Here is a 23,588-nt window from a genome sequence, read left to right as displayed (position 1 = left end):
GCGTGCCAGCGCTCGCCGCTCAGCCGAGCACGCCGCCGTCGTCTCCGTCGCTCTGATTGCCGTCTTTGCTCTTCTCGTCCGTACTATTGGAATCACCGCTGTTCTCGTTACCTCCGTCTTCGGAGCTCGAGCCGCCGCTCGAGGCGCCCTCATCGACATCGGTCGTCACCGCCTCGGCGAGCGCAGCGACGTTGGGGTCTTCCTGGATCCGAAGCTCCTCGGGATAGACGCCGATCGTCACGAGCAGGTCGCCGTTGGCTTCGACGGCCTTGGTGACGTGGAGGTCGACCGAAACGCTCTGCCCGTCAAATTTCGCGTCGGCGGTGAACCGCGACTGCGTCGTCGTCTCCCCGAGGACCGAGAGTTCGTCGTCCTCGTCGTGCGAGATGTTCTCGATACCGTTGTAGTTGTTCGCGACGAGTTCGACGAGTTCCTTGGTCGACATCTCCTCGACGGGGTTGAACTGTTTGCCGAGGAGTGTGACCTTCGGCGTCGTCAGGACGTTGAACACGGCTCCGCGCCGGCTTCCCAGCGGGCCCATGTCGACGGACTTCTCGTGGGTCGTCATGTGGTTCGTGACCGAGACGGTCCCGGTAAGCCCGCCGCCGGGAACCTCTTTCTCGACGCCGATCTCCTCGACGGCGGTCTGTTCGTACCCCGTTTCCTCGCGAACACCGGCCTCGACCCCCGCAGGAACGGACTCGTGGTTGGCCATGCCGATCACTCCCAGACAGCCGGACAGGCCGGCGAGACCGGTGGTTCCGATCCCGGCCAGCATGCGTCGTCGATTCATCTCCCTGCAACTGATGGTTGAGTTGGTAAGTGTTTATTGGAACGACGACTGTGTATCAAAGCAGAACTAATAGGTCGACGAAGCCGGAACGGGCTACGGTTCGACCCGATAGCCGACCGGCCGGTCAGGGCCAGCTGCCGGCTTCTTCGAAGGCGTCGGCGACGCGCTGGATCGCGACGACGTAGGCAGCGGTGCGGGGATTCTCGAGGTCGTTCTCCTCGTAGGCCTCGACGAGGGCGTCGAAGGCGTCGACGATGACCGTCTCGAGTTCGTCGTTGACGCGCTCTTCGGACCAGTAGAAGCGCTGGCGGTTCTGGACCCACTCGAAGTACGAGACGGTGACACCGCCCGCGTTCGCGAGGATGTCCGGGACGATGAAGACGTCCTTCTCCTCGAGCACATCGTCGGCCGCGGGGGTCAGCGGCCCGTTTGCGGCCTCCACGACGACATCGGCGTTCACGTCTTTGGCAAGGTCCTCGTCGATCGCGTTCTCGAGTGCGGCGGGGATCAGCAGGTCGACGTCGAGGGTGAGCACCTCGTCGTTGGTGAGTTCCTCCTCGCTCTCGTCGTAGCCGACGACGCTGCCGGTCTCGTTTTTGTGCTGCTTGGCCCCGACCGGATCGAAGCCGTCGGGGTTGTGGATGCCGCCACTCGAGTCGCTGGCGGCGACGACGGTCGCGCCCATTTCGTCGATCAGTTTCGCGGCGATCCAGCCGGCGTTGCCGTACCCCTGGACGGCGACGGTCGCCCCCTGGAGGTCCTTATCGAGGTAGTCGAACGCCTCGCGCGCGGCGAGAACCGTCGAGCGGCCGGTGGCCTCGACGCGGCCCTCGCTGCCGCCCGAATCGAGCGCCTTGCCCGTGATGACGCCGGGCTCGGTCGTGTTCTCTAAGGTCTCGTAGGTGTCCTTGATCCAGTTCATCTCCCGCTGGCCCGTGTTCACGTCTGGCGCTGGCACGTCGCGGTCCGCGCCGATCATGGGGCGAATCTCCTTGGCGAACGAGCGGGTGAGGCGCTCGAGTTCCGCTTCGGAGTAGTCGTCGGGATCGACGACGATACCGCCTTTCCCTCCGCCGAGCGGGATGTCGACGATCGCGGTCTTGTAGGTCATCCAGCCCGACAGCGCCTTGACCTCGTCGCGGGATACCTGCGGGTGGTATCGAATGCCGCCCTTGTACGGCCCGCGGTCGCCGTTGAACTGCGAGCGGAAGGCCTTGAACCGCTCGAGGGTGCCGTCGTCGCGCTCGATCGTGAGATTCGTCTCGAGGACTCGCTCGGGGTGTTTGAGCCGCTCGATCACGTCGTCACCGACATCGAGGTAGGCCGCAGCGTCGTCGATCTGTGATTGCAGGCTCTCGAACGGATTGGCTTCCTCGCTCATAAGAGGAAGTTCCAGAGAGCGCGGGATAAGCGTAGCGAATATCTATCATGGAATGAGATAGGGGCACACATAGGATGGCGTAACGTCCTTTTATATTGACCGTTCAGTCACTTTTCGTCCGCGGCGGCCGCGGCCCGGTCTCTGATCCGCTCGGCTCGAGCGATCAGCGGCGCGTCGATCATCTCGCCGTCGACCGCGAAGACGCCCCGTCCCTCGGCGTCCGCTTCGCGCTTGGCCTCGAGGACGCGCTCGGCCCACTCTCGTTCAGCGGGCGCGGGCGTGAACGCCTCGTTGATCGGCCCGACCTGTGCAGGGTGGATCGCGAGTTTGCCGTCGTAGCCGAGCCCCACCGCGAAGTCGGCGTCCGCGCGGAGCGCGGCCTCGTCCTCGAAGTCTGAGACGATCGTGTCGATCGCCGCGCAGTCGGCGGCCGCCGCCGCGATCACGACGCGTTCCCGCGCATAGAGCACCTCCGTCCCTTCGGCCGTCCGGGTCGCACCGATATCCGCTGCCAGGTCCTCCGCGCCGAAGACCAGCGCGTCGGTGGCGGGAACCGCTGCGATCTCCGGCGCTGCGAGGATTCCGGCGGCGCTCTCGAGCAACGCGAAGATCGGCAGCGACGCGCCGCCGGCCTCGAGAGCCTCGGCGAGTCCCCGAACGTCGTCGGCCGAGCCGACCTTCGGGAGCATGAGACTCTCGAGCGCGTCAGGGACCCCGGTTTCGAGCAGGGCCTCGAGATCGTCCGCCCGAACGTCGTCGGCTGCGTTCACGCGAACGCAGACCTCGCAGTCGGGATCGAAGTCGGGGTCGGTCAGTATGTCGCGGACGGCTCTGCGGGCTTCGCCTTTGGACTGCGGGGCGACGGCGTCCTCGAGGTCGAAGATGATTACGTCCGCTCCCGCTTCGGGAGCTTTGTGGCACATCTCGGGCCGATCACCGGGTGTGAATAACGCGCTTCTTCGGACCATACCGTTCGCTCGTCCGTCCACGAATAAAGCCGTAGGGCTCGAACGCGATTAAGAAGGGGGTCGTTCGGAGTACGCCGCTTCGAGCGGATCGCACTTCGTCTCCGACCGTCGGTCGACGACCGTTTCACAGATGGGACAGACGAGCAATCGATCGCCCCGTTCCGTCGTCGTGTTCCAGTCGTCGGTCAGCCGGGCCTCGTGGCCACACTCGGGGCAGAAGAGGACGGCCTTTCGCCGCTCTGGGGGCGGCTGCGAATCGTCGTGGTACGTGTAGGTAGACATGATCATCAGTAGGGGCTCGAGGCGAATAGGGGTTGTGTGGGACGAACGATCGTGACGGACAGTGCGCGGCCTTTGGTTGGCAGCCCCGCGTACTAAGCCGCTCGTCGTGGTCGGTCACCGCGTGTCCATCGAGAGTACGAATCCGGCGACGGGAGACGTAATCGACCGCTTCGAGGAGACATCGAGCGAGGAGCGCGACGAGCGCATCGCACGGGCGGCCGAGACCTTCGAGGAGTGGTCCGAGACGCCGATCGAGACCCGTCAGCGATTGGTCGCGAGAGCGGGCGAGGTGCTCCGGGAGAACGCCGACGAGTACGCGGAACTGATGACCGAGGAGATGGGCAAGCCCATCGCACAAGCCCACAGCGAGGTCGAGAAGTGCGCCTGGCTCTGTGACTACTACGCGGAAACCGCCGCGGAACACCTACAAGACGAGGTGATCGCGAGCGACGAAGACGCGAAGACGGTCGTCGCCTACCAGCCGCTCGGGCCGGTCCTCGCAATCATGCCCTGGAACTTCCCGTTCTGGCAGGTGTTTCGGTTTGCCGTCCCCAACCTCGCGGCGGGCAACGTCGGCCTGCTGAAACACGCCTCGAACGTCCCCGGCTGCGCGCAGGCCATTCAGGATATCTTCGAGGAGGCCGGCTTCCCCGAAGGCGCGTTCACCACGCTGCTGATCGACTCGGGCGAGATCGAAGCGGTGATCGAAGACGACCGCATCGCGGGCGTCACCCTCACGGGCAGCGACGGCGCGGGCCGGGCGGTCGCCGAAACGGCCGGCAGCCAGCTGAAAAAGACAGTCCTCGAGCTGGGCGGGAGCGATCCCTTCGTCGTGCTCGAGGACGCGCCGATGGAGGAAACGGTCGAGACGGCGGTTCAGGCCCGCCTGATCAACAACGGCCAGTCCTGTATCGCGGCGAAACGATTTATCGTGGTCGACGAGGTCTACGACGAGTTCGTCGATCGGTTCGTCGAGGAGATGAACGAGCAGGTCGTCGGCGACCCGATGGACGAGGAAACCGACATCGGCCCGCAGGCCCGCGAAGACCTCATGGAGGACCTCCACGAGCAGGTCGAGGAAACCGTCGAGAAAGGCGGCGAGGTCGCACTCGGCGGCGAGCCGATGGACCGCGACGGCGCGTACTACCCGCCGACGGTACTGACCGACGTACCCGAAGGCGCGCCCGCGGACCGGGAGGAACTGTTCGGCCCCGTCGCGACCGTCTTCCGCGTGCCCGACGAGGCGGCCGCGATCGAGAAAGCCAACGACACCCGCTTCGGACTGGGGGCGAGCGTCTGGACCGCGGATCTCGAGCGCGGCGAGCGCGTCGCCCGCGAGTTCGAGTCCGGGCTGGCGTTCGTCAACGAACTCGTCAAGTCCGATCCCCGGCTGCCATTCGGCGGCGTGAAGGACTCGGGCTACGGCCGGGAACTCTCCGAACACGGGATCCGGGAGTTCGTCAACACGAAGACGATCTGGGTGCAACAAGACGCGGGCGACGAGACGGAGTCGGTCGAGTAACTCGAGGTAAATAGGACCGCGGAGACTATTCAAATCTAATCGAAGACGAGCGTGGAGATGGCGTCGCTATCCGTTACTTCGAAGTGTATCGCGGTAACTGGCGATCGTTTCGGTGACGAGATAGCTGCCGACCGCGAGCGCCATCACCGCGAACCCGACCGTCCTGAGTGGGACGGTCGCGAACGTCCCATCGCTGACGGCGACGAGCGCTCCCCCACCGGGTAGTCCACAGAGCATCGCCACGTACCGCCATTGTGCCTCGACCGGAATCATCCCATCGTCGCCCCGAAGCGCGAGATAGAGGTGTGCACCCCCGAAAACGATGCCGTTGAAGAGTATGGCGACCGCAATCGCGGCCGGTCCCGTACCGACTCCGATGTCGAAGAACGCGGCGACCAACAGGACGAGGACCGCGAGGGATACGGCACCGAGCTGGGCGAACAGTTCGCGAGAGACCATGGTATCCAACTCTCACAACTAACATCATAATGGTGTCTGTATGAAACGAATAGGTCCGTCGAGTCGCTGAAAACAGGTGCAGGGGATGTGGCGTAGCAAAAGACCGCTCGAGCGAGAGCGCCCGACGCGTTTTTATGGGCACTGTGTGACAGGACAGCCATGACGGGACTGTATTACGAGGAGTTCGCGGTCGGCGAAACGATCGAACACGAGCGCCGGCGGACGATCTCCGAGAGCGACAACCAACGGTTTTGTGACATGACGATGAATCAGCAGCCACTGCACCTCGACCACGAGTTTGCGGCCGATACCGAGTTCGGCCAGCGGCTGGTCAACGGCCTCTACACGATGAGTCTGGCCGTGGGGGTTTCGATCCCCGAAACCACCGACGGGACGATCGTCGCGAACCTCTCGTACGACGATGTCGAGCATCCGACACCGGTCTTCCACGGCGATACGATCCGCGCGCAGTCGACGGTCACCGACAAGCGCGAGACCAGCGACGGCGATCGCGGCGTTGTCACGATGCACGTCGAGGCGTTCAAGACGAACGACTGTCCCGTGAGCGACGCGAACGGGACCTCGTCGGACTCGTCCGAAGGCGCGGACGAACCGCTCGTCTGCGAATTCGACCGAACCGTCCTTTCGCTGAAACGCGAGCACGCTGCGGAGGCGGAGTGATCAACCATGAGTGCTGACCCAATCGACGCCGACGCGGACCTCGAGTGGCTGTCACTCGAAAACGGCGAGGAGATCCTCTGGGCCGGCGGTCCGGACCGACGCACGCTCATTCCGACGCTGGTCATCGGGATCCCGCTCTCGCTCGTCCTGATCGGGTTGGTCATCATCGCGAGCGAGTACCTCCGGGTTACGAACACCCACTACGTCGTGACGAACCGGGCGCTGTACAAGAAGACCGGCGTCCTCTCGCGGGACGTCAAACGGATCGAACACGAGAAGGTGCAAGACATCTCCTACAGCCAGAGCGCTCTGGGAACCCACTTCGGATATGGGAACGTCGAGGTCAGCACCGCCGGCGGCTCCGGCGTCGAGATGTCGTTCGGCGCGGTCCCCGATCCGAAGGGCGTCCAGCAGCGGATCAGCGAACGGATCGACCGCAAGCGCGGCGGCTCCGCAGAGGGCGAGTCGAGCGAGGACGTGCTCGCTGAGATCCTCACCGAGCTGCGGGGCATTCGCGCGGCACTCGAGGACGACGACACCGTTGGAGCGTACGCCGGAGACGGTACCGATGGCGGCTCCCCCTACGAGTATGACGAAGACCGATCGGACTGACTCGGCGGCCGTCGACCCGGGTCCGGAGTGGCTCCCGCTCGAGGACGACGAGGAGATCCGCTGGCAGGGCGGACCGCGGGTTCAGACCGTGCTGCCGTCGGCCGCCTTTGCCGTCGCCGGGACGATCGCACTGCTCGCCGCGGTGGGCCTCGAGTTCCTGCCGGCCGTCGCCGTCCTCGGCGTGCCACTCGCCGTCGCGCCGGCGTTGTGGCAGTACGCCCGCGTCTCGAAGACGGCGTTTGTCGTCACCGACGCGGTGGCAGCGACCCGCCACGGCGTGCTCGGGCGAACGGTCCGGACCGTTTCCCTCGAGCGGATTCAGAACACGACCGTCGAGCAGGACCCGATCGGGCGGTTCGTCGGCTACGGGACCGTCACGATCGAGACGGCCGGTGGCACCGAGATCGCGTTCTGGAACGTCGAAGAGCCCGCGGCGATTCGAGACCGGCTCGAGGCGGAACGCGAGCGCCTGTCAGGCGGCGAGGTGCCCGGTTCCCGCGAGCAGTGGACGGCCGTCCTCGAGGAGGTTCGAGCGTGGCGACACCTTCTCGAGCGGCGCTGATCCCGCCTGCGACCCGTTATCGAACCTCGATATCGCCGTTCATGAGCGGTGCGTGTGGCTCGCAGGCGTAGCTCGCCAGTTCGTCACTCGCGACGAACTCGAGGCGCTGCTCTCCCGCGGGATCGGTGGTGACCTCGGTCTCGAGCCCGTTGACGACATCGCCGTTCTCGTCTCTGAGCTGGAGGTTGTGCGCAGCGCCGTCACCCTCTGACCACCCGATCGTGTAGGATTCGCCCGATTCGAGGGCGAGCGGCGGATTCTCGAGGCCGGCGATCGGTTCCGGAGCGAGTCCGACCCAGGCGGGAATCTCTGCGGACAGATCGATCGCCGTCCCTGGCTCTAACTCGATGGCCGTGATGCCGGCGGGCTCGAGTTCGTCGGCCCACTCGGGACGGACGACGGTCGTTTCGCCGAGATCGTCGCAATCGAACTCGACGCTGAAATCGGAACTCCCGTCTGCGGTCTCCGCCTGTCGCAGCCGGACGCTTCGAATTCGACCCGTTCCGTCGACGAGAACTGTTCCTCCGGCGGTGAACTCATCGTCGAACTCGTTCTTGCCGTCGATCCCGGTCACGCTGATGCGGTGGACTCGCTCCGTTCCGATCGTCGCCGTCCCATCGTACTCGCCCTCGATGCGTCGAACCCAGTTCCCGATCGGCTCGAGCGCCGCTTCGATCACCGAGTCGGCGCTGCGTTGCGTGACGGAATCGAGGCCGGTCGTCGCACCGCGGTCGCCGTCGATGTAGACGGCACTGTCTCGCTCGCGCTCGCCTCGGCTGTCGTACTCGTAGGTAACCTTCTCGACGCGTTCGGCCTCCGGTTCGGCCCAGATATCGAGCGCTTCCTGTACCCACGCCGTTTCACTGCCGCCTCGGTACGTACGGGGGCGGTGCGCGGTATAGATGGCGGTAAACGATGTCTTCGTCACCGCGTCCCTGTGGGCTTCGAGCAGCGCCGCCGGATCGGTGAGACCGTCGGCAGTCAGCCCCGGTGGGAACGCGAGGGCTGGCGGTTCGGAATCGTCGTCACCGTCCGTTTCGGGGTCGTCGATGGAATCGCTGAGACAGCCGGCCAATCCGAGGGCACCGACCGAGCCAGCGTAGCGGAGCAATCGTCGTCTCGTCCCGTTTTGGTAACTCCTCATACATCTACCGACAGAAAATATGTTGATATATCTACTGGTATGCGGAGAGAGCGATGCTATCAGAACCAGCGAAATTGAGAGCGAATCAGAGGACCAGCGAGATCGTATAGAGGTTCAACAGTGCGGCGGCCAGCCACGGCACCGCGAGTCCGGCCGGGACGATGGGGCGGTAGGCCTGTTCGAGAAGGGGCCGACAGAGAAGCCCGACGCCGATCGCGAACGCCTTCAGGCCGAGCATTCCTGCCACACCGTAGCCCTCGATCGCCCCGCGAGCGGCCGGGTTCGACTCCGCCAGCCCTAACTCGAGACCGACGAACGTTGTCAGGACGTCGGCAATCAGGGCGACCCCGACGACTGCCCAGAGCAGTCGCTCGAGGTGGACGGGCGTCATATCGCCGGGCAGTCGACGGCGCAGGAACGCGCCCTCGGAACTCATAGCCTCCCCGCCGGAGTCGAACCGGATCGCCGTACCGCTGGGAGCAGGCGCTGGTTCCACCACCGCGTGTATTGTTATGGGAGTCGTAGGGACCGTTCCGCGGCCAGTAAGGTGTCGTAACCGCCCGAAACGGTCACTCGAGGCGACCGTCAGGAGGCGTCTATAGAACCGTGCCGTGTTTTTTGTCGGGCAGGTCTTTCTCGATGTCGGCGTAGAAGTCGAACCGAGCGGCCAGTTCCTCGCGCAGGGAACTCGGCGGGACGAGTTCGTCGATGACCACCTCGCTCGCCATTCGGTGGACGTCGATGTCCTCGCGGTAGGCCTCGCGGAGTTCGCGCTCGACGCGCTCTCGCTCCTCGGGGTCGTCGATCTCGGCGAGCTTGCGGGCGTAGACCGCGTTGATCGCCGCCTCCGGACCCATAATAGCGATCTCGCCTGACGGAAGGCCGATGACGCTCTCCGGATCGTAGGCCGGGCCGCCCATCGCGTAGATGCCTGCGCCGTAGGCTTTCCGGACGACGACGGTCTGTTTCGGCACCGTCGCTGAGGAAGTCGCGTAGATCAGCTTCTTGCCCTGTTCCAGGATACCGTCCTTCTCGACCTGCGAGCCGGCCATGAACCCTGGCGTGTCACAGAGGTAGAGTAGGGGGATGTTAAACGCATCAGATTTCCAGACGAATTCCGCGGCCTTCTCGGCCGCGTCGGGGAAGATCGCCCCGGCGCGGTGGGCCGGCTGGTTGGCGACGATGCCGACCGGCCGACCGTCGAGACGGGCGTAGGCGGTGAGTATCTCCGGCCCGTAGTCGGGTCGTAACTCGAAGTACGACCCCTCGTCGACGAGCCGATCGATGACATCGGTCATGTCGTAGCCCTTGTTTGGCTCCTGTGGAACGACCGCGTCGATACCGTCCGGCGACTTCGCGGGCGCGTTCGGCTCGCGTTTCGGCGGTTTCTCGTCGGCGTTGTCCGGGAGGTAAGTGATCAACTGAGCCACGAGTTCGCGGGCGTGTTCTTCGTCGCGAGCGACGAGGTCCGCCGAGCCGGATTCCCGCGCGTGGACCTGCGGGCCGCCGAGTTCCTGGAGGTCGATCTCTTCGCCGGTAACCATCTGTACCATCCGCGGCGAAGCGATTGCCATCGCGGACATTCCCTCGACCATGATCGTGAAGTCCGCGAAGACGGGCGTGTACGCCGCGCCGGCGATACAGGGGCCGTAAAGGACGCAGATCTGCGGAACGCGACCGGAGAGCATCGAGTGGTTGTAGTAGTACTTCCCGATGCCCTCGCGGTTCGCGAAGAAGCCGGTCTGCTGGTCGATCCGGCCGCCGGATGAGTCCATCAGATACAGCACGGGGTTGCCCGTCTTGAGCGCACGCTGTTGCATCCGCAGGAACTTCTCGACGCCTTTCGCGGCCATGCTCCCGCGCTTGACCGTGTAGTCGTTGGCCATGACGTGAACGTCCCGCCCCTCGAACGTCGCCGCGGCCGTGATCAGTCCGTCTGCCGGCAGGCGATCGTCGGTCTCCTCGTCGGCGTTCGCACCGCCCGGATGCCAGTCGTCGAACGCCGCGAAGGTGCCGTCCTCGAACTGGAGTTCGCTGTCCGGGCCGGAAAACCACAGCTCGAGCCGATCGCGAACGAACAGCTTCCCCTCCTCGGAGAGCTGGTCGCGGTACTTCTTCGGCCCACCCTCGAGGATGTCCGCGATTTCTTCTCGGAGCGCCCGTTCGCGGTCGGTCGGCTCGAGATCGGTCCGGTCGCCTCGATTCGCTGTCGTGCCGTCGGCTGTCGCGTCAGTGCCGGTCGATCGGTCAGGCGCGCTCTCGCGTTGGTGAGTCGCCGTCGGCCCGGTTTCGTCGCCGACGAACACTTCGACCGTGTCGCCGACGTAATCGGCGAGGGCGGCCGCGATCGCTGCGGCCTCCTCGTCGGCGGCACTCGCCGGGATACGTACTCGCATACTACCGTTTCTGTCGGGTGATCGGATACCGTTTTCCCCGGTTCGGGCTCTCTCGAGCGAAGCTCGGAGGGGGTCCTGGAGACACAGAGGGAAAGAGGAGAGATCGGCACGCGCCGGGTCGATCGTCACTGATCGTCGGAGCTCGCCGCGAGGGATGAGGAGGCCGGGGTTTCGCGGTCGCGGCGCGGGCCGATCGAGAGTGCGTTTTGCCCCCGTGGTCACCAACACGGAGACAGCTATCAGTGGACAGCCGCGGGCCACGAACGCTCGCGTTCAGTCGTGCAGCCTTTATACCGGGCTGGTATCAGGGAGTGGTCGTCACCGAAACGGGAGCGGCTGGTTCGTCCGGATACTCGGCCGCGGATCCCCGCTCGCGGACCGGGTCCGGCGTCGATAGCGGCTGGGTACCGATGCCCGGCGGCAACTGCAGGCAGAATCCCTTTGATCGATTTCGTCGTCCCATTCGACGGTAACCGATCCTGTGTCCGTGAACAGATGCGTTGGCGGAACGGGGAGACGAGCGGCCGAACACCGATATCGCAGCATGTCAGACGAGTCAGATATCGATCATCTCGTCCAGCGGCTCGCAACGCTTGGCGACCGGATCGAGACGGGGATGGATCGACGACAGTTTGTCAGAACGCTGGCCAGTGGCGGCTTCGCCATCGGCATGGCGCAGTGGCTCGGCGTCGACGACTTCCTCGCCGCCGACGACGGCACGGTCCCCATCGTCACCGCACTGGTCAGGGACGACCCCGACGACCCGTGGTCGATCCGCGAACGGACTCGAGACGTGCCTGCCGAGTGGTACGCCGCCGTAAAGAAGGCCTTCGAGGTCAACGAACGCCTCGCCCAGATCGCCTTCACCGGCTATCTCGGCAGCGCGGTCGTCCCCGGCGACTACGACAGCGGGACCGCAACCGTCTCCGTCGGCGTCTCGAGCGAGGGCCACTCCGTCGGCGAGATGCTCGCGGACGTTGCGTCTGGGATCGATATCGACGTCAAGACGATCATCGAGGTCGAGGACTTTCAGGACGATGCCGAGTCCGTGGAGCCGCGGTTCGCGGACGCCGTCACCGACGGCCGCGTCCCCAGCGGCGTCGCCTGCGAGACGCCGACGAGTCTGGCGACGCTCGCGCCCGCGCTGTACCACCCGGCCAGCGAACGGCGGTTCTTCGTGACGGCCGAACACGCCTTCGCGGAGGACCGCGACGTGACCGACGGGACGCTGATCCTCCCGAGAGACGACGATGACGCCGTCGAACTGGGAACCGTGACGAACTACCATCCCGTCTTGGACATCGCGGCGGTCGAGCCCAAGGGTTGGCTCGAGCCCGCAAGCCGGATCGACGCCCCATCGCGACCACGCGTTCGCGGCCAGTTCACCAGATTCGGCCTCGCCGACCTCGTCGCCCGAGACCGCGAACTCGAGAAAGTCGGTGCCCTGAGCGGCTACACGACCGGAAAGGTTCAGGGGATCGACGCGGTCACCTGCTTCACCGACGAGTTCTGTCGCCGCGGCCAGATCCGCTGGGGCGGCGAAATGGATCTCATCGACGGCGACAGCGGCTCCGTGAGCTACCACCGCGATCCGCAGGGCGAGGACGGCGAGGTCCTCATCGCCGGCTTCAACAACGCCCGTACCTGGTGGCCCGGACAGAGCTACGTCTGGGGCGTCGGCGCGTACCGACTGACCGAAGAACATGGCTACCACTTCTGACCGACGGCCGACCGACCGCACTGATCCCGCTCGACTATCGACCGGGGAGCGATCCACATGAGCAACGATTCCGCCCGCCGTTCGCGATCCGACGCCGAGTCCGACCGTAGCGTCTTCGCCGCCCTCACGAACGGCAGCCTCCGGCTCCTCGGCGACCTGCTCGTCGTCTCGCTGTGGGTCCTATTCCTGACGCTGCTCTTCCTCGAGACCGCCTGGCCGCAGTGGGCATTTTACGTCCTGCTGCTGGTCGGTGTCGGCGTCTACGTCAGCGTGACCGTAGACTGGCTGGACTGATGCGAGAAGGGAGAACGTCGATAGTCGATACCGGCGACGGGTCGTCGATTACTCGAGAGCCGCCTCGAGACGGTCGATCAGTTCGTCGTTCCCGACGTGGACCGGCGTCCGGTCGTGGAGGTCGTCGGGCTGGACGGACAGCAGCGATCGGTCGCCGTTCGATGAGCGGCCGCCGGCCCGTTCGACGACGTAGCCGATCGGATTGCCCTCGAACTGGAGCCTGAGCTTGCCCTCGGGGCGAGACTGGAGACCGGGGTAGCCGAACGTGCCGCCGTAGGTGAGCACCTGATTGACGTCGCCGATCAGCGCGCCGCCATAGCGGAGTTTGAGCTCGTCTTCGATCTCGCGGGCGTACTCGCGGAAGTCGTCTGGCCAGTCGGGGACGCGACCGCCGAAGCCGAAGACGACCGGCTCGTCAGGCAGGGTCACGTCGTCGTCGACGACGGTGCGCTCGCCGCCGGAGAGTTCGTACTCGGCGACGGTCTCCTCGGTAGCGATCATCATCGTCGTGATCGGTCCGTAGAGGACGTAGCCGGCGGCGACGAGCGCCTCGCCGCGAGCCGGCAAGGCGTCGTCGTAGACGCCGAAGATCGTCCCCATCGCGTTGTTGGACTTGAGGTTCGACGAGCCGTCGAGCGGGTCGACCGCAACGGCGTAGGCGTCCGAGGCGGCGGGGTCGTCGCCACAGTCGATCACGTCAGCGCGCTCCTCGCTCGCGTACTCGCCGACGCCGTCGATCTCGCCGAGCCGATCGGCGAGCAGGTCGTCGGCCCAAACGTCGGCCTCGGCCTGGGTCTCGCCGCTGGGATTCTCCTCGTCGACCGTTCCCCGACGACCGATCAGTCCCTGTCGGATCTCGGTCGCCGAGCGGCCGATCGTCGATACGACCTCCTCGACGACTGGGTCCGAAACCGTCATCCCTATTCGGTCGCCTCGAGCGCGGCGTCGGCCGTCGCCTCCTCGTAGATGACCTTCTCGAGGGCGTCTAAGAGCTGGGTCGGGTTCTCGCGCTGCCAGACGTTGCGGCCGACGGCCAGCCCCTTCGCGCCGGCGTCGATGACGGCCTCGACCTGCGAGAGGAACTCGTAGTCAGACGTTTTGGAGCCGCCGGACATGACGACCTTCATGTCGCCGGCGCACTTGACGGCGTGAGCCATGGCGTCCTTGCTACCGGGGTATTTGACCTTCGCGATGTCGGCACCAAGCTCGAGGGCGAGTCGGGTCGCATAAGAGATCGTGCCCGGCTTCGTGTCGTTTTTCAGGCCCTGTCCGCGCGGATACGACCACATGACCATGGGGAGATCGTACTCGCGGCCCTTCTCCTGGGCGTCGCGGAACTCCTCGACCATCTCGATCTCGTGGTTCGAGCCGCCGTAGACGGTAAATCCGAGAGCGTCGGCACCGATCTCGGCTGCGTAGTCGACCGAGCAGTTGACCGCCGAGTCGGGCTCGCCCATCCAGAGGTTCGAGGTCCCGTTGAGCTTCAACAGGAGGTTCACGTCGTCCTCGTAGCTGGGGTAGTAGCCCTCCGCAATCCCCTTCTGGACGGCCATCGCGGTGACGGCGTCGTGGGTCGCCGTCTCGAAGACCGTCGACGGATCGAGTTTCTCCGGAACCTCCTCGAAGTCGACCGGGCCGTGCTCGAGCCCGTGGTCCATCGCCAGAATCAGTGACTTGCCGTCGCGAACGATCGGAGAGTCGTCGATCGGAATCATCTGTTAGACGGTCCAACGGGTCGCTATAAATCTCTGATGGTCCGGATTATCGAAATTACGTACAAGTGTAGTAATCTCGTCGAGTGACCGATGAGCGCCGCGGCGTTCTGCCGGCGCTCGAGTGCGATTACGGGTTTCGTCTCACTCGAGCAGTTCGCGAGCGTTGTGTCGCCACATCCGGACGTGCAAGACGTTCAACTCGAGTAGGTCGGCGACGGTCATCGCGTCGATCGTCGCCAGCCGTTCGGCCGATTGCACCCCCGCGTCGGCCAGCGCGTCCGCGTCGTCGGGGCCGACGCCCGTCACTGCCGTCACCGGCGTCGGTTTCGGATACGGTCGTTCCGACGGCCGTTCGCGCGCGGTCGAGACCGGCTCGGTGTGTTCGTACTCGAAGGACTGCCAGTCTTCGTCCCCGCTGACCGCGATCCACTCGCGTTCGGCGTTGCCGAGGCCGCGCACCTCGCTCGAGCGTCGGTCGAGATCGCCGGAGGAGTCGAACGACCACGGCAGCGAGAACCGTCTGCGAAGGGTGTCAGCGGTGTCTTCGTCGAGACCTTCGTCTAGCAACAGCCGGTAGGAATACTCCTTTTCAGGGATGTCGTCTGGATCGATGTCCGCTCGCTCGAGCGCCGTTCGTTCCTCGGCGCGGAGTTCGTTCCGGTCGATCCGTGATCCGTTGCCATCGGATGGTGACTCGTCGGTCGATTCGGGGACGGTGTCTTCGTCGAACTCGAGTTCGACGTGTTCGGCGTCCTCGTCGACGGCGTCGATGTCGATATCGACCGGAATCCCGATTCCGAGATCGACGGGCCCCGTCGACTCGCCCCGTTCGCTCTCGGACTCGCTTCCCCCGCGCGTTCCCGGTTCGCTGAGAGCGTCGTTCTTGCTCACACGATTCACCAGTTACACGTAGCTCTCACTGTCGCTCCTTGAAGGTTACCCTTAGCTGATAAACAGGGGTCAGAGACGGATTGAACGGAGAGGCGTCGCGTTTTCTGTGTGTGTATGCCCGAAACCACGTATCGCAGTGGAATCTCGGCCAGTCAAACGTGGATGCGGTGGCGAAAGAAGCGCTATCGCGACTGTTGGTGATGTTGTGTACTCACCACCATCTGACTGGAATCTCGCTTCCGAATACGGTCTCTGCGATGGGAATTCTGGCTTTGTTGAAACCCTTAGCCGTTGATACAACTAGCCTGCTGAATACAGAGGATCACTCGGGTGTGCCTTCCGAATATCTGAGATACGAGTAGGCGCTGATCACCACGACCAATACGACGGTCGCAAGGGCAAGCACCCCCGTTACTGTATCGAATGCCATCAGGACGAAACTTCCGAGTACGAGCGTTAGAACGATCCAGAGAGCCAGAAGGGCGAGCAGGATATCGATCCGTCGCAATAGTCGCGGATCAACCATAGACAATCGTGACTGCCTGCCATAAAATAAGTTCGTGAAGATCCCAGCCGATAGATACGGCCGTGCTGTATACGCGCTGTATATTCAGCACGACCGCTGAAACATATCACTAGTTGATAGTTTCAACAGAGCCGGAATTCTGTATCAAACGTGCCCGCATGACCACGGTCGATTGGGTCACATGGCCGATCTCCAGTCGACGAATAACCCCGAATCCTGCAGCGCCACATGGAGACTCGCTTATTTGAGCGACGCCGACGAACTATGACAAACGTTTATATATTAGTAATGTGTTGGATCGGTCAATTTGATGTCGGTACTGGCGGTATCGGATCGAGAGCTATATGAGGCCGGCTAGTTGGATCAACCAAACTGCGGAATCCAACAGCAGGCGGAGCGGTTGGTCCGTGTCTCGAGTCGGGTTGCTCGGCGGACTTCTCATTGTGTGTGCTCTGTCCGTGGCGTTCGCTGGTGGCCCAGTGGGCGCTGACCCGGGACCCGGTTTCGACGACAACGTCCCATCGGTTAGCACAGCCCAGAGTGGTGTGGTAGCTGCGTGTTCGGTTTCGGATACCGAGATCGTCCAAGGGGAAGTCGTGGAGTTCGACGCAACCGATTCACAGAACGCGATACGGGTCGGCTACGACTTCGACGGTGATGAACGGATCGACGAGAACACGACTGACGGCGAAGCGCACATCGCGTCGACGCGCTACACCGACACCGGCGTGTACTATCCACTCGTCGTGGCCGAAGACGAGCAGGGGTCTGTAGACTGGACGGGCTGTGAGGCGATCAACGTCACCGAAAACGGAATTCCAACAGCAACGTTCGAGCACGATCCTGGGAGCCCGGAAACTGGCGAGCCAGTGACGTTCGATGCGAGTGCCTCGAGCGACCCAGATGGCGCGATCGTCGAGTACCGCTGGGACTTCGACGGCGATGGCACGGTCGACAATACGACGACGAACCCGACGATCACTCATACCTATTCGACCGACGGGACCCGGCTGGTGACGTTGACTGTGATCGACGACGCTGGGGCTCAGGCCAGTGCGGAGAACTACGTTGCTGCGTATCCACCCGGACCGACCGCAGTGTGTTCGGTTTCGCCGACGACGGCGAGAATCGGAGAACCGGTGACGATCGACGCCCGAAATTCGACGAACGCCGCATGGGTCGACTTCGACTACGAAGGCGACGGCACGTGGAATACCACCACCTACGAAGCGCCACACGTGGCGACGACCACGTACGACGAGGTGGGCGAGTACACGCCTCGCATTCGCGTCTGGGATCGGTATGAACGAGACGACGAGACCGCCTGTTCGGCTGTGACAGTCACGGACAACGCCGCGCCGACGGCTACGTTCGAGTACACGCCCGACAATCCCGGTATCGACGAGGAAGTGACGTTCGACGCGAGCGCCTCGAGCGATCCGGATGGCTCGATCGTCGAGTACCGCTGGGACATCGACGGCGACGGCACGGTCGACAATACGACGACGAATCCGACGGTCACGTACACCTACACGGATCCGGGGACGAAGACGGTCTCCGTGACGGTCGTGGACGACGACGGAACGACCGACGACGCGGAGCGATCGGTCTTCGTCTCCGCGCCTGGGCCGGTTGCAGTGTGTTCGGTCTCGCGGACATCGATCGCGCCCGGTGAGTCGGTGACGATCGACGCGTCGGCGTCGGAAAACGCTACCTGGGCCGACATCGACTATTACGGTGACGGGACGTGGAACGAACGGTTCTCCGAGCAGTTCGGTTTCGAAAAGCAATACGACGAGCCGGGCGAGTACGAGCCGCGCGTCCGCGTCTGGAACCAGATGGAAGCGTCCGACGAGACACCCTGCGGATCGATCATCGTCCAGGAGAACCAGCCGCCATCGGCATCGCTTGCGTCCGACCCCGCACAGCCGGACGCAGGTGACAGCGTGACCTTCGACGCGAGCGCCTCGAGCGATCCGGATGGCTCGATCGTCGAGTATCGATGGGACATCGATGGCGACGGCACGGTCGACAATACGACGACCGGGCCGGAACTGACCACCAGCTACGACGCCGCCGGCGGAGTGGTCGCGGTGGTGACGGTCGTTGACGACGACGGGGCAACGGCCAGCGCGAGCGCGGATGTGTCCGTCGCCACGCCGCCGCCGCTTGCGACCTGCACGCTGTCAGCCAGCACGGTCGGACCGAACGAGACGATCGTCGTCGATGCCGGCGGCTCCGACGCGGCGTTCGTCCGCTTCGATCTCGATGGTGACGGCGAGTACGACGTGACGGACGAGACCGACTTCCGCACCGAAATCAGCTACGAGGAGTCGGGAACGTATCAACCGCGCGTCCTTGCAGTCCGCGGCGATCGAACGGACGAGACCACCTGCGGGAACGTGACCATCGCCGGTAGCGGCCCGATCTCGGAGGTCCCCATCCTTCCAGTCGCCGGTGGAATCGGCGCACTCGGTATCGCTGGGCTGCTCTGGTGGCTGTGGCCCATCGGCGGAACGCCAGCGCCAGCACCGACACCGGGCGGTGGCGGCAGTGGTGGTGACGGCAGTTCGGGATCGCCGAAGCCGAAACCAAAACCGAAGCCGAAACCGACACCCCCGAAGACGCGAGCGTACGACGCTGGTGTCGTTACTGTCCCGTCGACATCCGGCCCCGTCTCGGTTACCGATGTCGGCTTCGAACCCGACTTGCTCGTGTTTTCGGCGACGAACGCTGCCCGCGAGGACGGTGCAACCGACCGTACGGCCGGCTGGACGACCGGCGTGGCCGTGCGGACGGCTGACGGATTCGACCAGCAGGCGGTCACCGTCGCCGATGACGCCGCAGCGATCGACGGGGCGACGTGCGCGACGACGACGGACGACGCGTTCGCGCTCGTGCGACACGACGACCGCCTGCCCGGTCGCGTGCGCGGACGGGTAATCGAGACGACTGACTCCGGATTCGACCTCGAGGTCGCAGTCCCGGCACGGGATCCGGCCGCTGCCGGCATCCGCGTCGTCTATCGCGCGTTCCGGTTCGACGACGACGTGTCCGCGTCCGTCGGCCACTTCCTGACGCCGACTGAACCGGGCATCCAGACGGTCGATCTCGGGATCGACGCCGACCACGTCATGCTGGCAGGGACGTCAGCTGTCGGCGACGCCGACCGGACGTTCACGACCGACCGTGCAGTCGGGCTCTCTGTCGGCACGGCGACCGGCCGAGACAACCCGACGCAGACCTGCTGGAGCGGCGCTGCGTGGCCCGGTCCCGAGGCGACTCTTGCCAGCGGTGGCTCACGTGACCACGCCCTCGAGATAGCCTACCTCGAGGGCGACCGACTCGCCGGCACGACGACGGCGGCTGCGGTCGGACTGGGCGAGCGCCTCCAGTTGCGCTACGACCGGGTCTACAGCGGCCCGAACAAGCTGGGGTCGGTCGCCCGTCACGTCGTCACCTACGTCGCACTCGAGACGGGCGACGAGATGACGCCGGTGACCGGTGCGGTCCGCCTCCCCGAACCCGGCGAGTCGATTTCGATCGGGTGTGGGTTCGAACCCGGACTCGTCGAGGTGGACGTTGCAGGCGCGACTGCCCTCGACGGCCCATCACCGACGAGCGCGGCGACGATGCCGTTTGGCTGGTCGACCGGCGCAGCCGTCGTGCGAGACGGGCAACTCGAGCAGTACGCGCTGCATGCTGCCATCGGCGGGAGAACACCGCTATCGGCTGCTGGTGCTGGCGGTGTGCGCGCCGCCACCGACGGTGGGATATCGACCGGCCGTACCGCGGTTGCCGCTGCGGAGACGGCCAGTCACAGTGCGTCCGTTCCTGCGGGCGAACTCGAGATTGGCAATGCGCGTGCCGACGGCACCGATGCACTCGGACAGGACGGCGTCGTCGGGGCGTGGCTGTCTCCTGACGACGGTGGCGCCGTCGCGGGTCGAGACGAACTGGCCGTCGCGATCACCGAGACGGGCTTCGACATCGACGTGGCGGGAGTTCGCGTTCACGACCACGACTCGAGCGGGGGGCCACGACCGTACGTCTGGTATCGAGCGTGGCCGGCCGCCGAATCGGCCGGAAACGAGGAGACGGAGACGAACGCGGAGACAGACATGAGCGAGCACGAAACAGACACTGACCCCAGAACGAACGCAGCGAGCGACCAAACGACCGCGGACGGCAGCCGTCGAGGTGACCGATAGTGGCCGCCGATGGGGAGAACTCCGCGTTCGGGCCGAAATACATCAGTCGAGTGCTGGCGATCCACGACGATTACGTCGACTTGCTCGATGAGTGGAACGAGTGGAGTGCTGACCATCGAGGTGAGATTCAAGTGTGGTCGACCACCCGGAATCTCCTCATCGAAGCGAAAGAGCAAGCGGAAAACGACGAAGATGGAGAACTCCCTGACGTCGGGGAGCTGTTGATGCACTTAAACGTGCTCACGGGACCGTTAGACGATCTTCCAAAAGACGAGCAGGACGACCTCTGGGCGACGGTGCTGGCCGCGGATATTGATCCCGAGAGCGACAACTTCGACGCGATTCGGGATCACTGGGTGTCGGGAACCGGCCTGATAGACGAGATGACCAAAAGCGACGCCGAGCGGGCACTGGACGATGCCTCGAGCGGCTCGGCTCAGGACGGTCCGAACTACGATGCACCGTTTATCCGGGTCACGAAAGCCATTGTGACCCGGCTGACGCTCCTCGAGTATCAGGCCCAGCAGCTTCGCCTCCACCTCCGGGAGAACGTCCCACTCGAGAAAGACGCGTCGCCCTACGTCACGTTCGACACGCTCTCGAAACGCGCACTCGCGAACACCGACGACGAGGGCGGGCTCGGTTTCAAGAAGTTATTCGAAGGGGAGGATATCTACGACGGCGACTGCCCGTTCTGGTCGGAGTACGGAAAACTGAGTTACCAGCAACAGCTCGCGGTACTGCAAGCGCTCACCGCCCGATTGAACGAGACGGATGTCGGTCGGCGGATTCTTTCCGAACTCGCCCTCGGCGAGTATCACGACGAGTTCAAAGCGGGGGATCTCTACCAACCCGCGCCGGCGGGCCGGAGCACTCTGATCAACCACCCGGCATCCGGAACGCATCCGTTACTCGATGGCGAGCAGAAAATGAAGGAGCTGTCCACGGAAACGGGTCGTGCGGCGATACTGGCCTGCTCGCTCGGACCGGGGCTCTCCATGGCGGCCGTCGACGAACAGACGAACGCAACCGCCCTCCGTCAGGAGATCGGGCGAATACTCGTCCCGTTTTGCTCGGAACCCGCTGACTCAGGTACCGATTCTGTTCCCAAGCGACTGCAAACCCAGCAGTCGGTGACCGAAGACGAGATCAAGACGTTCGTCAAAGATTTCACCACCAGAAAGTTAGGTGGCGTTGCGGGCGGCATCGTCGACAATTGGTTGCAGAAAGCGGGGCTCTCACAGCTCGACGCCGACAGCATCCCGGAGGAGAAGCTAAACGTCCTCATAGACGACGAGTTCCTCAGGCGGTTCGATTCGATGGACGACGCGATCGGGAAGATCGACGAAATGTTCGACGGTCCCAGCCTGCGGGATTCCCTCGCCGACGTTCCGGACAAATCGACCGTGATCGAGTCCGGCCAGAAACTCCAGCGGGCGGTGGCGGTATTCAACTCGTTCGTGAGCGTCTACTCGTTCGTCACCCTGTTTACGAAATCGGACGACTCCGATTCGTTCGAGCAGGTCATGCAGACGACCAAGGCAACGCTCAATCTCAAGAACATCGGCGAGTTGATCGGGCACCTCCGGAACACACCCCTCGAGGCATCCGACTTCGACATCGACACCGGCGGGAAATCCGGCGCAAACACCCTCCCGGAAGCGAGTGAAAAGGCTGCCAGAGCGAATCCGACCAAGTCGCTCCAAGAGCCGAACAAGCAGCTCATAACGCAGCTGCTGTCCGATTTCGAGTCGAAGATCAACCGGGCGAAAACCCTTCGAACGAATATTTTCAATGAGGTCGATAGCCTCGGAAAGTCGGATGAACTGACGTTTTACACACACCGGAAACAGTCGAGCGGGCTGGCGTTTTTCAAAAGCGAACAAGCACTCGAGAGGTTTCGCGTGCGGTTCTCCGCGTCCGGGTTGACGTACAAGAACGCAGACGAACTGCGACAGATGGTTAGTGAACTCGAGCGCGGTTCGAGACACCTCCAAGAGCTCATCGAGGAGACGAAGGCACAATTCGACGGTCTCGATTCCGCGACGAAACAGTCACTCACGCGGCACTGGATGGACGTGCAAGATGACGTGGTGAAACCGATCGAGGGGTTCAAAGACGACGTTCGAAAGCTTGCGAGCCTCGATGTCACTGATACGCTGACCGATGTCCGGAAGGCCAGACGGATCGCGGAGGCACGTATCTCGGCGGACGCCCGCAAGGCGGTGACGAAACAACTCGATGACACCGAACGGCACCTCGTTCGCGCTCGCGCTGAGGGGAAAGCCGTCCGAAAGTTCGTCAGAATGACGGCGCTCCAAGTGGCCGGGGCGCTGGCGGACGTCATCGACATCGCCCTGAGTTTCAAGTACGCTGGTGACAGCTACGCGAACAGAGATTACTCGGTCGCGGTCGGCCACGCACTCACTGGCCTCGGGACAGCGGGGATGCTGGCAGCGGCGCTGGCGTCGGGGCCGGCCGGCTGGATCTTCGCGGCCGGTGCCTTGCTCGTCATCGGCGGGATGGGGCTCGTCGCGTTTACCGCAGACGGCCCGCTGGAAAACTGGGTGAAATACTCGTATTACGGCGTGTTGCGTACGTCGAGTCCCGACTCCCCCGAGAACGTACACTGGGGGTACAACGCCGCGTACAATTCGGCACTTCACGGCCTCGGATCGATCGATGAGTACTGGTACCGCCAGATGGCGGGCTATTTCACGATGTCGAGTCCGTTCACCGTCTTGGGTGCCGGGTTACAGGAGGACGACAACGGGTTGCCCAAGTTGTCGGTGACGCTTACCAACGTCGACGAGATTGGCTATGGCTCTGTCTTTCTGATTCGGCTGCTAGCCGGCGACCCGAAGGCCGCAGAAGAGTCCGACGTGTCGGTCGACGAACTCTGGAGCTACCACCACCCGTTGACCGATGTCTTCACCAAGGATCGAGGGGTGGTCAAAACGTGGGAGGAGATCGGCGGCCCCTCGCAGTGGTCGAAAACCCAGGCGTCGATCGATACCGCTAGTAAAACCGTTCAGGAATCGAAGTTACACGAGTTTCTCATCCCAATCAAGAACGCGCGGGTGAAGATCCAGGAGAACCAGTACCAGGATATCGGCGAAGACGAAGCAGAGCGAAACAGCGTCACGATCGAGGCCGAACTCGTCGAGGACAAATCCGACGAACAGGGGTGGAGCCCGATCGAGAATCTGCTTGGAGTGGCCGAAGAGAAGTTTACTCGAGACGGCCAGTACGAGCTACAAAAGTACGTCGAGGTCGTCCACGTCCCGCCGGATCTCCACAAGGGGATCGCGGCGATGACGAACGATACCGTCGCGACGCCCACACAGGTCGCACAACTCGTGGCGGACAATCCGATCGCGCCACGCAAACGAAAGCAGCTATCGGTGAGCTACTCGCCGGGAGGGAACTGA

General features: G+C 64.0%; 20 protein-coding genes. 8 read left to right on the top strand and 12 right to left on the bottom strand.

Annotated features, from left to right (window positions below):
• Nucleotides 1-19: 19 nt before the first annotated feature.
• From NKH51_RS05670 to NKH51_RS05655, 4 genes are all read right to left on the bottom strand, one after another.
• Entirely contained in the window at nucleotides 20-793 is a 774-nt protein-coding gene (locus NKH51_RS05670; protein ID WP_254764276.1) for a DUF6517 family protein, read from the bottom strand.
• A gap of 124 nt (nucleotides 794-917) precedes the next feature.
• Nucleotides 918-2,174, bottom strand: a complete 1,257-nt coding sequence (locus tag NKH51_RS05665) for a Glu/Leu/Phe/Val family dehydrogenase (RefSeq protein WP_254764275.1) — start codon at nucleotides 2,172-2,174, stop codon at nucleotides 918-920.
• Nucleotides 2,175-2,281: 107 nt separating this feature from the next.
• Entirely contained in the window at nucleotides 2,282-3,142 is an 861-nt protein-coding gene (locus NKH51_RS05660; protein WP_254764274.1) for an HpcH/HpaI aldolase/citrate lyase family protein, read from the bottom strand.
• A 48-nt stretch (nucleotides 3,143-3,190) separates the two neighbouring features.
• Nucleotides 3,191-3,424 carry a DUF8106 domain-containing protein gene (locus tag NKH51_RS05655; protein ID WP_254764273.1) on the bottom strand — a complete coding sequence of 78 codons (234 nt, stop codon included), beginning with the start codon at nucleotides 3,422-3,424 and terminating at the stop codon, nucleotides 3,191-3,193.
• 121 nt (nucleotides 3,425-3,545) lie between these two features.
• On the opposite strand from NKH51_RS05655, the gene NKH51_RS05650 reads away from it, so the two are divergent.
• Nucleotides 3,546-4,946, top strand: coding sequence for an NAD-dependent succinate-semialdehyde dehydrogenase (locus NKH51_RS05650; protein ID WP_254764272.1), 1,401 nt, complete (start codon nucleotides 3,546-3,548; stop codon nucleotides 4,944-4,946).
• A 66-nt stretch (nucleotides 4,947-5,012) separates the two neighbouring features.
• Here the strand turns inward: NKH51_RS05650 and NKH51_RS05645 are convergent, their stop codons facing one another.
• Nucleotides 5,013-5,405, bottom strand: a complete 393-nt coding sequence (locus NKH51_RS05645) for a hypothetical protein (RefSeq protein WP_254764271.1) — start codon at nucleotides 5,403-5,405, stop codon at nucleotides 5,013-5,015.
• A 159-nt stretch (nucleotides 5,406-5,564) separates the two neighbouring features.
• On the opposite strand from NKH51_RS05645, the gene NKH51_RS05640 reads away from it, so the two are divergent.
• The 3 genes from NKH51_RS05640 to NKH51_RS05630 are packed head-to-tail and all read left to right on the top strand — an operon-like array spanning nucleotide 5,565 to nucleotide 7,260.
• Nucleotides 5,565-6,086, top strand: coding sequence for a MaoC family dehydratase (locus NKH51_RS05640; RefSeq protein WP_254764270.1), 522 nt, complete (start codon nucleotides 5,565-5,567; stop codon nucleotides 6,084-6,086).
• A 6-nt stretch (nucleotides 6,087-6,092) separates the two neighbouring features.
• Nucleotides 6,093-6,698 carry a PH domain-containing protein gene (locus NKH51_RS05635; protein WP_254764269.1) on the top strand — a complete coding sequence of 202 codons (606 nt, stop codon included), beginning with the start codon at nucleotides 6,093-6,095 and terminating at the stop codon, nucleotides 6,696-6,698.
• Complete coding sequence (locus NKH51_RS05630; protein WP_254764268.1) at nucleotides 6,676-7,260, top strand: PH domain-containing protein; 585 nt, start codon at nucleotides 6,676-6,678, stop codon at nucleotides 7,258-7,260. The genes NKH51_RS05635 and NKH51_RS05630 overlap by 23 nt, the downstream gene beginning before the upstream one ends.
• 16 nt (nucleotides 7,261-7,276) lie before the next feature.
• Here NKH51_RS05630 and NKH51_RS05625 read toward each other — a convergent pair whose 3' ends face one another.
• The 3 genes from NKH51_RS05625 to NKH51_RS05615 form a co-directional block, all read right to left on the bottom strand.
• Nucleotides 7,277-8,404 carry a hypothetical protein gene (locus NKH51_RS05625; protein ID WP_254764267.1) on the bottom strand — a complete coding sequence of 376 codons (1,128 nt, stop codon included), beginning with the start codon at nucleotides 8,402-8,404 and terminating at the stop codon, nucleotides 7,277-7,279.
• An 85-nt stretch (nucleotides 8,405-8,489) separates the two neighbouring features.
• Nucleotides 8,490-8,840: a DUF5658 family protein gene (locus NKH51_RS05620; RefSeq protein ID WP_254764266.1), complete on the bottom strand. Its 351-nt coding sequence runs from the start codon at nucleotides 8,838-8,840 to the stop codon at nucleotides 8,490-8,492.
• Nucleotides 8,841-9,000: 160 nt separating this feature from the next.
• Entirely contained in the window at nucleotides 9,001-10,800 is a 1,800-nt protein-coding gene (locus tag NKH51_RS05615; protein WP_254764265.1) for an acyl-CoA carboxylase subunit beta, read from the bottom strand.
• A gap of 544 nt (nucleotides 10,801-11,344) precedes the next feature.
• Here NKH51_RS05615 and NKH51_RS05610 point away from each other — a divergent pair.
• Together NKH51_RS05610 and NKH51_RS05605 are read left to right on the top strand one after the other, a co-directional pair.
• On the top strand, nucleotides 11,345-12,520 hold the full coding sequence (locus tag NKH51_RS05610; protein ID WP_254764264.1) for a hypothetical protein: 1,176 nt from the start codon (nucleotides 11,345-11,347) through the stop codon (nucleotides 12,518-12,520).
• 57 nt (nucleotides 12,521-12,577) lie between these two features.
• On the top strand, nucleotides 12,578-12,814 hold the full coding sequence (locus NKH51_RS05605) for a DUF8119 family protein (RefSeq protein WP_254764263.1): 237 nt from the start codon (nucleotides 12,578-12,580) through the stop codon (nucleotides 12,812-12,814).
• A 48-nt stretch (nucleotides 12,815-12,862) separates the two neighbouring features.
• On the opposite strand, the gene NKH51_RS05600 is transcribed toward NKH51_RS05605, so the two are convergent.
• From NKH51_RS05600 to NKH51_RS05585, 4 genes are all read right to left on the bottom strand, one after another.
• A complete protein-coding gene (locus NKH51_RS05600; protein ID WP_254764262.1) occupies nucleotides 12,863-13,732 on the bottom strand; it encodes a class 1 fructose-bisphosphatase in 870 nt (289 codons plus the stop codon).
• 2 nt (nucleotides 13,733-13,734) lie between these two features.
• A complete protein-coding gene (locus NKH51_RS05595; protein WP_254764261.1) occupies nucleotides 13,735-14,529 on the bottom strand; it encodes a class I fructose-bisphosphate aldolase in 795 nt (264 codons plus the stop codon).
• 141 nt (nucleotides 14,530-14,670) lie between these two features.
• Nucleotides 14,671-15,420: a hypothetical protein gene (locus NKH51_RS05590; protein WP_254764260.1), complete on the bottom strand. Its 750-nt coding sequence runs from the start codon at nucleotides 15,418-15,420 to the stop codon at nucleotides 14,671-14,673.
• Between the two features lie 322 nt (nucleotides 15,421-15,742).
• Entirely contained in the window at nucleotides 15,743-15,946 is a 204-nt protein-coding gene (locus NKH51_RS05585) for a hypothetical protein (protein ID WP_254764259.1), read from the bottom strand.
• Between the two features lie 596 nt (nucleotides 15,947-16,542).
• On the opposite strand from NKH51_RS05585, the gene NKH51_RS05580 reads away from it, so the two are divergent.
• Nucleotides 16,543-20,157, top strand: coding sequence for a PKD domain-containing protein (locus NKH51_RS05580; RefSeq protein WP_254764258.1), 3,615 nt, complete (start codon nucleotides 16,543-16,545; stop codon nucleotides 20,155-20,157).
• Nucleotides 20,157-23,588, top strand: a complete 3,432-nt coding sequence (locus NKH51_RS05575; RefSeq protein WP_254764257.1) for a hypothetical protein — start codon at nucleotides 20,157-20,159, stop codon at nucleotides 23,586-23,588. Before NKH51_RS05580 ends, NKH51_RS05575 begins: the two co-directional genes overlap by 1 nt.

It is taken from the genome of Natrinema marinum, from assembly GCF_024296685.1.
GTDB lineage: Archaea > Halobacteriota > Halobacteria > Halobacteriales > Natrialbaceae > Natrinema > Natrinema marinum.
The sequence above is the reverse complement of the archived record's forward strand: the minus strand, read 5'-3'. Positions and strand labels throughout refer to the sequence as shown.